Source organism: Streptococcus sp. LYSM12, assembly GCF_004569635.1.
Lineage (GTDB): Bacteria > Bacillota > Bacilli > Lactobacillales > Streptococcaceae > Streptococcus.
This window is the reverse complement of record NZ_SPOZ01000012.1, coordinates 15,536-29,461: the sequence shown is the minus strand read 5'-3', so window position 1 is coordinate 29,461 and position 13,926 is coordinate 15,536. Positions and strand designations below refer to the sequence as shown.

The 13,926-nt window shown below is 37.0% G+C and carries 9 protein-coding genes and 1 pseudogene; all 10 read left to right on the top strand.

All coding sequences use genetic code 11. The features are described from left to right. Positions 1–48 precede the first annotated feature (48 nt). Positions 49–4,944: an SspB-related isopeptide-forming adhesin gene (locus E4T79_RS05125; protein ID WP_000167703.1), complete on the top strand. Its 4,896-nt coding sequence runs from the start codon at positions 49–51 to the stop codon at positions 4,942–4,944. Continuing rightward, a complete protein-coding gene (locus E4T79_RS05120) occupies positions 4,945–5,136 on the top strand; it encodes a calcium-binding protein (RefSeq protein ID WP_001068445.1) in 192 nt (63 codons plus the stop codon). Then, positions 5,120–5,671, top strand: a complete 552-nt coding sequence (locus tag E4T79_RS05115) for a hypothetical protein (RefSeq protein ID WP_000220099.1) — start codon at positions 5,120–5,122, stop codon at positions 5,669–5,671. Before E4T79_RS05120 ends, E4T79_RS05115 begins: the two co-directional genes overlap by 17 nt. Before the next feature lie 48 nt (positions 5,672–5,719). Beyond that, positions 5,720–7,963, top strand: a complete 2,244-nt coding sequence (locus E4T79_RS05110) for a hypothetical protein (protein WP_135028332.1) — start codon at positions 5,720–5,722, stop codon at positions 7,961–7,963. 158 nt (positions 7,964–8,121) lie between these two features. Beyond that, entirely contained in the window at positions 8,122–8,895 is a 774-nt protein-coding gene (locus E4T79_RS05105; protein WP_135028330.1) for a replication initiator protein A, read from the top strand. Next, positions 8,892–9,719 (top strand): ATP-binding protein, encoded by an 828-nt coding sequence (locus E4T79_RS05100; RefSeq protein WP_135028327.1) that lies wholly within the window; start codon positions 8,892–8,894, stop codon positions 9,717–9,719. Before E4T79_RS05105 ends, E4T79_RS05100 begins: the two co-directional genes overlap by 4 nt. Continuing rightward, on the top strand, positions 9,712–10,197 hold the full coding sequence (locus E4T79_RS05095; protein WP_135028325.1) for a PcfB family protein: 486 nt from the start codon (positions 9,712–9,714) through the stop codon (positions 10,195–10,197). The genes E4T79_RS05100 and E4T79_RS05095 overlap by 8 nt, the downstream gene beginning before the upstream one ends. Next, a complete protein-coding gene (locus tag E4T79_RS05090) occupies positions 10,194–10,928 on the top strand; it encodes a BRO family protein (protein ID WP_135028324.1) in 735 nt (244 codons plus the stop codon). Before E4T79_RS05095 ends, E4T79_RS05090 begins: the two co-directional genes overlap by 4 nt. Beyond that, a pseudogene (locus tag E4T79_RS05085) lies at positions 10,921–11,916 on the top strand (type IV secretory system conjugative DNA transfer family protein); the annotation flags it as partial. The gene E4T79_RS05090 and the pseudogene E4T79_RS05085, both read left to right, overlap by 8 nt. A gap of 96 nt (positions 11,917–12,012) precedes the next feature. Next, positions 12,013–13,851 carry a recombinase family protein gene (locus tag E4T79_RS05080; RefSeq protein ID WP_001243446.1) on the top strand — a complete coding sequence of 613 codons (1,839 nt, stop codon included), beginning with the start codon at positions 12,013–12,015 and terminating at the stop codon, positions 13,849–13,851. Positions 13,852–13,926 lie beyond the last annotated feature (75 nt).

Sequence of the window (13,926 nt, the reverse complement as noted above, 5' to 3'; positions counted from 1 at the left end):
AAAGAGTGACAGTTTGTTGCTACATAAAAAAGAAAAGAAGGACTATTTATGACCAAAACATGTAATCATCACTTTCTTGTCAATCAGGAAAAAGGCGAGAAACACGTCTTTCGCAAGAGTAAAAAATATCGCACTCTATGTTCCGTTGCCCTTGGAACCATGGTGACGGCTGTTGTTGCTTGGGGAGGAACGGTTGCACATGCCGATGAAGTTACAACTTCAGTTGACACCACCATTCAACGAACGGAGAATCCAGCCACAAATTTACCAGAAGCACAACCAAACCCTGTATCTGAACAAACTGAAAGTATGGCATCAACTGGACAATCTAACGGTGCGATTGCTGTTACCGTACCACATGATACGGTAACACAAGCAGTTGAAGAAGCAAAGGCTGAAGGTGTTTCTACGGTTGAAGATAGTCCAATGGATTTAGGAAATACAAGATCTGCGGTAGAAACCAACCAACAAATTTCAAAAGCAGATGCAGATACCCAAAAACAGGTTGAGACTATTAATGAAGTCACTAAAACCTACAAAGCTGATAAAGCGACATACGAATCGAATAAAGCTCGCATCGAACAGGAAAATAAGGAGCTGTCACAGGCCTACGAGGGGGCCAACCAAACTGGTAAAGAGACAAATGCTTGGGTTGATACTAAAGTCAATGACCTAAAAACTCGGTATGCAGATGCTGATGTGACAGTAAAAGAACAAGTAGTTTCATCAGGAAATGGGACATCTGTCCTTGACTATACAAACTATGGCAAGGCTGTTGAAACCATTCAATCAACTAACGAACAAGCTGTAGCGGATTATCTAACAAAGAAAACAAAGGCAGATGATATTGTTGCGAAAAATCAGGCCATTCAAAAAGAAAATGAAGCTGGACTTGCTAAGGCAAAGGCAGATAATGAAGCCATTGAAAGGCGTAATCAGGCTGGTCAAGCAGCTGTTGATGCTGAAAACCGTGCAGGTCAAGCCGCAGTAGATCAAGCTAATCAGGAGAAACAACAATTAGTTTCAGATCGTGCAGCCGAGATTGAAGCTATTACAAAACGTAATAAAGAAAAAGAAGCCGCAGCCAGAAAAGAGAATGAAGCGATTGATGCCTATAATACCAAAGAAATGGAACGCTATCAACGTGACTTGGCCGAGATTTCAAAAGGTGAAGAAGGTTATATTTCTGAAGCCCTTGCTCAAGCCCTCAATCTCAACAACGGTGAACCCCAAGCACAACATGGGGCCATTACCCGAAATCCTGATCAGATCATTTCAACTGGCGATGCTTTGCTGGGAGGCTACTCAAGAATATTGGATTCAACAGGATTCTTTGTCTATGACATGTTCAAAACAGGTGAGACTCTTAGTTTTAACTATCAAAATCTTCAACATGCACGATTTGATGGTAAAAAGATTAGTCGTGTGACTTACGATATTACCAACCTTGTATCACCAGCTGGAACCAATGCCGTGAAATTGGTTGTGCCAAATGATCCAACCGAGGGTTTTATTGCCTATCGAAATGACGGAAACGGTGACTGGCGAACAGACAAGATGGAGTTTCGTGTAGTTGCCAAGTATTACTTGGAAGACGGTTCACAAGTTACCTTCTCCAAAGAAAAGCCAGGAGTCTTCACACACTCTTCCCTCAATCATAATGACATTGGTTTAGAATATGTCAAAGATTCATCTGGGAAATTTGTGCCGATTAATGGTTCAACTGTTCAAGTGACTAATGAAGGTCTAGCACGTTCTTTGGGTTCCAACCGTGCAAGTGATTTGAATTTACCTGAGGAATGGGATACCACATCAAGTCGTTATGCTTATAAAGGAGCTATTGTCTCAACAGTTACATCAGGTAATACCTACACAGTAACCTTTGGCCAAGGCGATATGCCACAGAATGTTGGCTTGTCATACTGGTTCGCCTTAAATACCCTACCAGTGGCACGTACAGTAACACCATATAGTCCCAAACCTCATGTAACGGTGGAACTTGAACCCATTCCAGAACCTATTACGGTAACACCAGATATCTATACACCAAAAACATTTACACCAGAAAAGCCTGTAACTTTCACACCAAAGCCTTTGGATGAAGTAGTGCAGCCTAGTCTAACTTTGACCAAGGTAACCTTGCCTGTCAAACCTATTCCAAAAGAACTTCCAACGCCACCACAAGTACCAACTGTCCATTATCATGCGTACCGTTTGACGACAACTTCAGAGATTATGAAAGAAGTGGTCAATAGTGACCAAGCTAATCTTCATGAGAAAACTGTCGCAAAAGATTCAACGGTGATTTATCCCTTAACAGTTGATGCCTTATCGCCCAATCGTGCCCAAACGACTAGTCTCATTTTTGAGGACTACTTGCCTGCTGGTTACCTATTTGATAAGGAAACAACACAAAAAGAGAATGGAAACTATGTCCTTAGCTTTGATGAGACTAAGAATTTTGTGACCTTAACCGCAAAGGAAAACTTGTTGCAGGAGGTAAATAAAGATTTAACTCAGGTTTATCAATTGACCGCCCCAAAACTCTATGGTTCTGTTCAAAATGATGGGGCAACCTATTCCAATAGTTACAAACTCCTTTTGAACAAGGGTACAACCAATGCTTACACAGTCACTTCAAATGTTGTAACGGTTCGTACACCAGGTGATGGGGAGACAACCACGCTCATTACACCAGATAAAAACAATGAAAATGCGGATGGTGTCCTCATTAATGACACGGTCGTAGCCCTTGGTACAACCAACCACTATCGTTTGACTTGGGATTTGGACCAGTATAAGGGAGATCGTTCTGCTAAAGAGACAATTGCACGAGGCTTCTTCTTTGTGGACGATTACCCAGAGGAAGTGCTTGATGTGGTGGAAAATGGCACGGCTATCACAACCCTTGACGGTCAGAAGGTATCAGGAATTACAGTTAAAAACTATGCTTCCCTAAATGAAGCCCCTAAAGACCTTCAAGATAAATTGGCTCGTGCTAAGATTACACCGACAGGTGCCTTTCAAGTCTTTATGCCGGATGACAACCAAGCCTTTTATGACCAGTATGTTCAAACAGGAACTTCTTTAGCTCTTTTGACCAAAATGACGGTTAAAGATAGTCTCTATGGTCAGACAAAGACCTATACAAACAAGGCTTATCAAGTTGATTTCGGCAATGGCTATGAAACCAAGGAAGTGACCAACACCCTTGTTTCACCAGAACCCAAGAAACAAAACCTAAACAAGGATAAAGTGGATATCAACGGGAAGCCCATGCTAGTGGGAACTCAAAATCACTATACTCTTTCATGGGACTTGGACCAATACCGAGGGATTAAAGCAGACAACTCTCAGATTGCACAAGGTTTTTACTTTGTGGATGATTATCCAGAAGAAGCTTTATTGCCAGATGAAGCAGCTATTCAGTTTGTCACATCTGATGGCAAAACAGTTTCAGGAATCACGGTGAAGTCTTATTCTCAATTATTAGAAGCTCCTAAAACGCTACAAGCAGCCTTTTCCAAACAAAAAATTCAGCCTAAAGGAGCTTTTCAAGTTTTCATGCCTGAGGACCCACAAGCCTTTTTTGAATCTTATGTGACCAAGGGGGAGAATATTACCATTGTCACTCCAATGACGGTTTTGGAAACCATGCTTAATTCAGGGAAGTCTTATGAAAACGTGGCTTATCAGGTGGACTTTGGGCAAGCCTATGAAACCAATACGGTGACCAATTTTGTCCCTAAAGTAACTCCACATAAGTCTAATACCAATCAAGAAGGTATTTCAATTGATGGAAAGACTGTTCTTCCGAATACGGTCAATTATTACAAAATTGTCTTGGATTACAGTCAATACAAGGATATGGTCGTGACGGATGATGTTCTTGCCAAGGGATTTTACATGGTAGACGATTACCCAGAAGAAGCCCTTACCCTAAATCCTGATGGCATTCAAGTTTTGGATAAGGATGGCAATCGTGTATCTGGTATCTCTGTCAGCACCTACGCTAGTTTGTCAGAAGCTCCGAAAGTTGTTCAAGATGCCATGGCTAAACGTCAGTTTACACCTAAAGGAGCCATTCAAGTTCTTAGTAGCGATGATCCAAAAGTCTTTTATGATACCTATGTGAAGACTGGTCAAACCTTAGTTGTCACGCTTCCGATGACGGTAAAAAATGAGTTGACCAAAACAGGTGGTCAGTATGAAAATACAGCCTATCAAATTGATTTTGGCTTGGCCTATGTCACGGAAACAGTGGTTAATAATGTTCCAAAATTAGACCCACAAAAAGATGTGGTGATCGACTTGTCTCATAAAGATGCCAGCCTTGACGGGAAAGAAGTGGCCTTGCATCAAACCTTTAACTATCGCTTGGTTGGAGCGATGATTCCAAGCAATCGTGCGACTGATTTATTTGAATATGGCTTTGAAGATAACTATGATGAAAAGCATGATGAGTATAATGGTGTTTATCGCAGCTATCTGATGACGGATGTCATCCTCAAAGACGGTTCTGTCTTAAAAGAGGGGACAGAAGTCACGAAATACACCTTGCAACAGGTAGATACAGAAAATGGCCTCGTGTCAATTTCATTTGATAAATCCTTCTTAGAGACTGTCTCTGATGATTCAGCCTTTCAGGCAGATGTTTACCTTCAAATGAAACGGATTGCGGCTGGTCAGGTGGAGAATACCTATCTCCATACAGTGAATGGCTATGTCATTAGCTCAAATACAGTTGTAACACATACACCTCAACCTGAAGAACCAAGTCCAAATCAACCCACTCCACCTCAACCACCAATTGAGACTATTGAACCGCCTGTTCCAGCAAGTATTTTGCCAAATACAGGGGAACAGGAATCCCTTTTGGGCTTGATTGGAGCTGGTATTCTACTTGGTACGGCTTATGGACTGAAGAAAAAGGAGGAGAAGTAGATGAATCCAAAAACTATTTATGAAAAGGATTCAGACCAGGATGGTCTGACAGATGCTCAGGAACTAGCTTTGGGAACCGATCCGCAGTCTGTTGACACAGATGGTGATGGTCAAGCTGATTTAGAGGAGCTACAATCTGGACATTCACCATTAGTCCCACAAAAGGAGTTGTACAATGACTTGGAACTTTGACACCATGAAAGAGGCTTTGTCTGAAATGGAGAAGGTCGATTACCAAGAGTTTATCAAGGCTTTTCTCTCTTTGGAATTAAGTATTTCTAATAGAACAATCCTCAATCAGGTTTATCAAGATTATATGGATGAGGATGACCTATCCTTGATAAGTGATGAGCTACGAGTTAAAGTTGATAGTTATCAGGATGAAGTACAGGCAGATATGACTGACATTCTGGAAAAGCTGTACCGAACAGGTGAAGGCTCTAATTTTATTATGGATTTAATGTCCTCAAATAGTCTCTCAGAAACCTTGGAACAGTATGAGGTTTTGGATAGTGACGATTATTCACCACTTAGCCTTGAAACCTTACAGGCCATGATCCAACAGGACTTGGCTATTTCCAGTCAGGATTATTTTGGAGATTTGGTTCACCTTGCCTTGCAAAAAGATTTACTAGACCAGAAAAGTCATTTCTTACAACACTATGTGGCAATTGTAATGGAAGGTATTCCACAAGAAAGAGACCAACGAACCTTGGTCCTAGATTAACTCAAAGGGCTGAGAAACACTCTCAGCCCTTTTAAAATGGGAGGGAAAATGAATCAAGAAGTCTTACTACAAATGATGAGAGCCACTATTCCTCGTGATAGAGGCTTGCTTGAGGCATTTTTATATTACCAAGCAGAGCATTTTGATGAGGAGTGGGATAGTCTTATTCATCAGTTTATGACCAATAGGCAAGAAATAAATAAGTCTGTTCAAGTACTTCACTTTGAGACAGATGTTTCAGCTTTTGTCCAGGCTAGTCCTTATGATACTGCTCATGATCTATTGACCTATACACAAGTTTTCGGCCAAAGTGGTCTTCAAAAACTAGATAAACTATCGCCGTCTGAAAAAAACTTGGTGATAGAAGTGGCCTTGTTCAATCTGGCCACTCGTTTTCAATTATTGGATTCCAATGGACACTACCAAACCATATCGCCGGATTCACTCTTACAAAAGAGTAGGGGAGCTAATTTGGTCAATGTGTATCGTGTGGCTAATAATTTATCGGATCGTATTAGTCGAGATATTGAACAGTTTCTCTTAACTTACGAGCCTGAGCTTGAAACTAGAGCTGATGAAACTGTTCTAGAAAATGAAGAAACTGTTGATGAGCACAAAACAAGTGTTCATCAAGCAATATCTTTTCGAGAAGAGGGCTCTCTGGTTATTGCTAGTTTGGATGTAGATTTGTCTCAACTAGATGTTCAAATAGGAAAAACCAGTCATCTGCCAGCTTATGAAGAGTTATCCTTACGACGTAAATTTGAGATTCTAACATATTTTGACCAAATTCGAAATGAACGTTCCAAAGTCCCAAGTTTTAGACGAGGTGATTTTGACACAGAGATGGAAATGACACCAGTCTTTGATGGCGAGGAATTACTTACTTATCTCGAAGCTGATGGCAGTCCCTATGAGCTGAAACGAACGCTGACTACAGTCGAAGAAAAGGAATTAGAAAAAATTGGACAAGCCATTAGGATAGAAAATCAAGAAAAATTGACTCAGCTAGGGATTGATTTATCTCAGTTTGACCCAGACCGAGTCGGTATTTTATTGGATGCAGCAGGTCGTTTTCGTTTAAAAAATGCAGACCTTGCTTTACTAGGTGGTTATCCCAAAGCCTCGGTAACTCAACTAGCCCTTGCGACAGAACTACTCCAAATGGGACTAAGTCATGAAAAGGTTGAATTTTTCTTTGGTAGCCAGCTTTCCATTGAAGAGCTGCGACAAGTTGCCTACGCCTTTTTACACCAAGAACTCAGCAGAGAAGATGCGGAGCAATTTGAAAAAGATAAAGGTAATCAGCCAGATTTAACTCTCAGAGATTGGAAAAGCAAGCTAGAGAAAGCTGAGGGAAAAGAAGTAGTTGATGAAGAATTCGCGGAAAATCCACTGGTTCAGAGAGTATTGGACACTTATCCTCTGGGGTCATTGGTTTCCTATAAGGGACAGGACTTTGAGGTCATGTCGGTCAGCGATGCTCGATTGAACGGTTTGATTCGGATTGAGTTAGTCAATGACTTTTCGGATATCATTGAACAAAATCCAGTTCTTTATGTGAGGACCTGGGAAGAAGTCAGTCAGGCACTTCATCAGCCAAAGGCAGAACCACAAACAGAGTTAGAAGAAGCGGACCAAGAATTAAACCTATTCTCATTTCTGGAAGAGGAGCCAGTTCAGAGTATTGGACTATTGGAACCAGATGATTCAGAAAATGGTCATAACGATACTGATCTTGAAGAAACAGATAATCAAATTCCTGAAGAGGAAGTCGTCGAAACAATTCCAGAGATTCCAGTAACGGACTTTTATTTTCCAGAAGATTTGACGGACTTTTATCCTAAGACTGCTAGAGATAAGGTTGAGACAAACATTGTGGCCATTCGTTTGGTAAAAAATCTAGAAGTAGAGCACCGCAATGCTTCACCAAGTGAACAAGAACTCCTTGCCAAGTATGTAGGCTGGGGTGGACTAGCCAATGAATTTTTTGATGACTATAATCCAAAATTTTCTAAGGAACGAGAAGAACTGAAGAGCCTAGTCACAGATAAAGAGTATTCGGATATGAAACAGTCCTCCCTGACAGCCTATTACACAGACCCATCCCTGATCCGTCAGATGTGGGATAAGTTGGAAAGAGATGGCTTTACAGGTGGCAAAATCCTAGATCCTTCCATGGGGTTTCGTGTCATAATAGTGATAGAGGCAAATAGTTATGTAAATATAAGGAGTTCAAGACTTCTACCAAAGTTTAAAACTCAAAAAATAAATAGTTGGTGTGCTGCTTAGAGTATCCATTTTAACAATGGGTATTGTAAATAGCATACCAATAAAACTAAGGATTCTTTAAAGAGTCTTATTTTGTTATGAAAATTTAATATGCAAATCTCAGACGATAGAAAGTAATAATTCTGTCGTCTTTTTTATTTCAAAGAAAGGAGGTAAGGATGAATTTTGATTATTTTTATAATAGGCAATCTGAAATGTATAACTTCATTAGGTTACCTATGGTATTAATGGAAGATGAGATTTTTGAGAGCATTTCTATTGAAGCTAAAGTTTTGTATTCATATATGCTTAATCGAATGGGTATTTCATATAAAAATGGCTGGATAGATGAAGATGGAAAAGTCTTTATTTACTACACAATTGAAAGTATAAAAGATCAATTTAATTGTGCGAGTGAAAAAGCAAATAAATTAATAGCTGAACTTGATATTAAATCAGGAATAGGACTTATTGAAAAGAAAAGACAAGGACTTGGAAAGCCTAACAGAATTTATGTTAAAGATTTTATGAGCATATTTAATAATATGGAATTAAAAAATCAAGAAGTTCGAAAAACAAAATTCCAGAAGTTCGATAATCGAAATTCAAGAGATTCGAATATCGAAAGTCAAGATTTTCGAAAATCGGAAGGTAACTATAACAATATTAGTAATAATGAGTTAAGAAATAATGATTTTAGTAAAGGGCAAAAACCTTATGGAATATATAAAAACATATTTTTGACTGCTGAAGAATATAAGGACTTAACAAATGAGTTAGGAAGCAGAATTAGTGAATACATTGATAGGCTCTCGTCATATATGAAAGCAAATAACAGAGTGTATCAAGACCACAAGGCAACGATAATCAATTGGTATCTTAATGATCAGGCAAAAAATATTAATGACAATGCAACAAGGAAAATGAATTACGATATAGGGGAGAGTTTATGAAAAGATTAAAAGATTTTGTATTAAGAGAAAATGATATTGAAAGAAATGGACATATTTATTGCAAGGTCTGTGGTAAAAGAGTAGATGGAGAATTAGTTGACCTTGGATTTACAAAGTTTATTCCCAGAATTAAATGTGAATGTGAAATAAAAAGAGATAAGGAAAATGAAGAAAGAGAAAGACTGATGAAAATATCGTCATTGAAAAGAGATTGCTTCTCATCGCATATCCAGCACCAATATAATTTTGAGAAATACTTAAATGAAAAAGGTCAAGCCTACAAGGTTGCCTATAATTATGCCAAAAGTTTTGAGCAAATGAAGGAAGACAATGTTGGACTTTTATTTTATGGAGATGTCGGTAGTGGGAAGACTTATCTTGCTTGTTCAATTGCAAATGAATTAATCGAAAGAAAGCAAGTTAAAGTTAAGATTATGAATTTATCTCAGGTTATAAACCAAATACAAAAATCAGCATTTAAGCTAGATTCAAATGAAATTATCAGTAACCTCTCTAATATTCCATTGTTAATCTTAGATGACCTTGGAATTGAAAGGGATACATCTTATGCAAGAGAACAAGTATATAACATTATAAACTCAAGATACTTAAAGGGTAAGCCGACAATTTTTACTACAAACTTATCATTGGAAATTATTCAAAATCCTAATATTGACCTTGAGTATCAGAGGATATATTCAAGAATACTTGAAATGACAATTCCAGTTAAAGTTACGGGAGAAGATTTTAGAAGAAAAATCCATCAAGAGAAGTTAAGAAAATACAAAGAGTTACTTTTATATGGAGGTGGAATAGATGATTAATGAAGAAGTATCTAGGTCAAGTCTTAATCTTGAAGTAAGACTTGCAAAAGCAACAAGTAAAGCAATTCTTGATGCCTTAAAGAAAGTACACAAGCAAATAGAAGAACAAGGAGGCTTGAAAAATGTAATAAGAAATAACGGAGAAGAAGTAAAGCTAAAGGATATGGTTAAAAAGGGACAGTTAGAAGAAATTAATCTAAAAGATCCTGAGTTAAAAGAATTAAAGAAAATTTTAAATAAACACGGAGTGAAGTTTTCTGTTATGAAAGATAAGGAAACTGGCAACCACTCTGTGTTTTTTCAATCTAAGGATATAAAGGTGATGGAACATGCCTTTAAAAAAGCAGTTAAGGCTTCTGAAAGAAAGGCCGATAGAAAAGATTCAATAACGAAGACTATAAATAAGTTTAAAGATATGGCTAAGGACACCATTAGCAAAGATAAAGTTAAAAATAAACATAAGGAGCAAAGCTTATGATAAGTAATTTAAAAACATTTGAAAATAAGAATTTTGGGAAACTCACTGTTTTAGAAAAAGACGGTGAGTTTTTCTTTATAGCAAATGAAGTAGCAACTATGTTGGGATATGTCAATCCTAGAAAAGCTATTTATGACCATGTAGATGAAGAAGATAAGGGTGTAACGAAATGGAACACCCCTGGAGGAATACAGAATATTTCAATAATTAATGAATCAGGATTGTATTCACTTATCCTCTCATCAAAACTACCACAAGCAAAAATATTCAAAGCTTGGGTAACTAGAGAAGTCTTACCTAGTATTAGAAAAAACGGAGGATATATTGTAGGGCAAGAAAAGAAAACTAACGAAGAGTTACTTGCAGATGCAATTCTGGTAGCCAATAGAATTATTGCCGAAAGAGAAGAAGAGATTGAAGAATTAAGACCAAAGGCAGACTATTATGACAAATTAGTAGATTATAACCTACTTACAAACTTTAGAAATACTGCCAAAGAGTTAGGGATACCACAAAATCAATTTATAAGTTTTCTAATGGATAAGGGATTAATTTATAGAGATAAGAAAAAGAAACTTCTACCTTATGCTGATAAGAACAAGGGATATTTTGAAGTAAAAGAATGGGTTGATTCACTAGGTACACTTGTGGGAATACAAACATTTATAACGCCAAAGGGAAGACACTACCTACTAATTTTATTAGATAGTGAAGGTTTCTACGATGAATAAGATATTAGAAGCCATTCTTTCTGATATTAAAAAATTAATTAAAATAGACAACCCAAAGAAATTTATATTAGCAAACATTCCTTATCTATCCTTTTTCTACATTGGAAATATCTTTTTTAAGCACATCAATTCCTATGTTGGAGGAGATATTATTGATAGAATAATGGTAGGAATTTCTGATATAGGAACTTTATCTTATATACCAAGCCTTAATCCAAGGGACTTGTTAGTAGGTATTTCAGTTGCTGGTCTTGTTAAGCTAATTGTTTATAGCAAAGGTAAAAATAAGAAGAAATATAGGCAAGGTAAAGAGTATGGATCTGCAAGATGGGGAGAAAGTAAGGATATTGCTCCATACATTGACCCTAAGTTTGAAAATAATGTACTAATAACTAATACTGAAAGACTTACAATGAACTCAAGACCTAAAAATCCCAAATATGCTAGAAATAAAAATGTATTAGTAATAGGAGGTTCTGGGTCAGGTAAGACAAGATTTTATGTAAAGCCAAATCTAATGCAAATGCACTCTTCCTATGTAGTAACAGACCCTAAAGGCACACTTGTGTTAGAGTGTGGAAAAATGCTTTATGAAAATGGATATGACATAAAAATTTTGAACACAATAAATTTCAAAAAATCTATGAAATACAATCCCTTTGCATATTTGAGAAGTGAAAAAGATATTTTAAAACTTGTTCAAACAATTATAGCCAACACCAAGGGAGATGGAGAAAAGGCAGGAGAAGATTTCTGGGTAAAGGCTGAGAAGCTATATTACACTGCCCTTATCGGCTATATCTATTATGAAGCACCAGAGGAAGAAAAGAACTTTAAAACACTTTTGGATATGATTGACGCAAGTGAGGTCAGAGAAGATGACGAAACCTATATGAACCCAATTGATAGGCTCTTTGAAGCTCTTGAAAAGAAAGATCCAAGTCATTTTGCAGTTAAGCAATACAAGAAATATAAGTTAGCAGCAGGAGTAATAGAATTAAGGAGAACACTTAATCACTATTTTAGTGAAATATGTACTTCTTAATTCTTTTTTTATTGAAAAATTAAGAGAAAGGGGGTAAAAATGAGGAATTTTGAAAAGATAACAGCACTCTATGAGAGATTAAGTCGTGATGATGAACTGCAAGGAGAAAGTAACTCCATCATCAATCAGAAAAAAATACTGGAAGAATACGCAAGCAAAAATAACCTGTCAAACATCATTCACTTTACAGATGACGGAATCAGCGGAACGCAGTTTGACAGACCGGGATTTATGGCAATGATGAACGGAGTCAATCAAGGAAATATTGGTTGTATCATTGTAAAAGATATGAGCAGACTTGGCAGAGATTATCTCAAAGTCGGTCAATGTATGGAGATACTAAGACAAAAGGGCGTAAGACTAATCGCTATCAATGATAATGTAGATAGTTTTTACAGAGAAGATGATTTTACTCCCTTTAGAAATATCATGAATGAATGGTATGCAAGAGATACATCAAGAAAAATACAATCGACTTTCAGGTCAAAAGGCGAAAGTGGGAAACATACTGCAAGCACACCGCCTTATGGCTATATCAAAGATGAAAAAGATAAAAACAAATGGATAGTAGATGAAAAAGCAGCAGAGATAGTAAGGCGAATATTTAACCTGACCATGCAAGGCAATGGTCCGTATCGAATAGCAAAGATATTGGAGAGTGAAAAAGTAGATATACCCGCCTATCATCAACAGAAATTAGGCTATGGACTATATCAAAGCAAAAACTTTGAACATCCCTATCGTTGGTGCAGCTCAACAATAGCAAGCATTTTAAAGAAACAGGAATACTTGGGGCATACAGTCAATTTCAAAACAAGAAAGCACTTCAAGGACAAGAAAAGCAAATATGTATCCGAGGATAACTGGCTTATTTTTGAAAATACACACGAGCCAATCATAGACCAAGAAACCTTTGATAATGTGCAAAGGATAAGAGGAAATGTAAAAAGGTATCCTGACGGTTGGGGAGAATATCACCCACTCACAGGACTAATGCATTGTGCAGATTGTGGGAGCAAGATGTATGTTCATAGAACAAGCAATTATAAGAATATTCCCTATTACACTTGCAGTGCCTATACCAAAACACCTTGTGGCACACTTTGTCCATCAGCACACAGAATAAAAGCAGAAGCGGTCTTAAACCTTATTAGGGAAACACTAAAAGATATTAAAAAATACCTTAATGAAGATAATGAAGCCTTTATCCGTTCCATTCAAAATGAAATGGAAGAAAAGGAAAAAATAGAGATAGAAAAGAAACGCACAAGGCTTATTGACAGCAAAGGAAGATTACAGGAATTAGAAAGACTGATGTGTCGTATCTATGAAGATATGATCCTTAACAAAATACCAAATAGCAGATATGAAATACTAAATAACCAATATGAAACGGAGCAGATAACTTTAAGTAAAGAAATTAAGGATTTGGAGCAGCAGGTATCAAGATATGAAAAAGAAACAGACAGAGCTAAAAAATTTATATCTCTTATCAGTCGTTATGAAAACTTTGATGAACTTACAACCACAATGATAAATGAGTTTGTAGAAAAGATTGTCGTACATGAAAGAGATAGAAAAGGAAGTCAGACATCAAAGCAAAAGATAGAAATTTACTTTAATTTCATAGGCAATTATGAACTGCCACAGGCGGAGTTAAGTGATGAAGAAAAACAAAAACTTGAGGAAGAAGAAAGAAAAATAAAGAAAAGAAAAGACAAGCTACATCAAAATTACCTGAAACGAAAAGCAAGCGGAAAACAGAAAGAGTATGAAGATAAATATAAGGCAAGGAGAGAACAGAAGAAACAGGAGAAAATAAAGGTTTTGAAAAGAGTGGGGATACCGGTGAGTGAGTATATAAAAACAAATATTTAAACCTATCTTGACAAATATTGAATTTTGATTTATTATTAAATATATATTCAGTATTGGAATAGAAAGAGGTGTGCT

Excerpts from the sequence above, each read along its gene's own strand:
- E4T79_RS05125 (WP_000167703.1), top strand. The coding sequence starts at position 49 with ATGACCAAAACATGTAATCATCACTTTCTTGTCAATCAGGAAAAAGGC.
- E4T79_RS05120 (WP_001068445.1), top strand. The coding sequence starts at position 4,945 with ATGAATCCAAAAACTATTTATGAAAAGGATTCAGACCAGGATGGTCTG.
- E4T79_RS05115 (WP_000220099.1), top strand. The coding sequence starts at position 5,120 with ATGACTTGGAACTTTGACACCATGAAAGAGGCTTTGTCTGAAATGGAG.
- E4T79_RS05110 (WP_135028332.1), top strand. The coding sequence starts at position 5,720 with ATGAATCAAGAAGTCTTACTACAAATGATGAGAGCCACTATTCCTCGT.
- E4T79_RS05105 (WP_135028330.1), top strand. The coding sequence starts at position 8,122 with ATGAATTTTGATTATTTTTATAATAGGCAATCTGAAATGTATAACTTC.
- E4T79_RS05100 (WP_135028327.1), top strand. The coding sequence starts at position 8,892 with ATGAAAAGATTAAAAGATTTTGTATTAAGAGAAAATGATATTGAAAGA.
- E4T79_RS05095 (WP_135028325.1), top strand. The coding sequence starts at position 9,712 with ATGATTAATGAAGAAGTATCTAGGTCAAGTCTTAATCTTGAAGTAAGA.
- E4T79_RS05090 (WP_135028324.1), top strand. The coding sequence starts at position 10,194 with ATGATAAGTAATTTAAAAACATTTGAAAATAAGAATTTTGGGAAACTC.
- E4T79_RS05080 (WP_001243446.1), top strand. The coding sequence starts at position 12,013 with ATGAGGAATTTTGAAAAGATAACAGCACTCTATGAGAGATTAAGTCGT.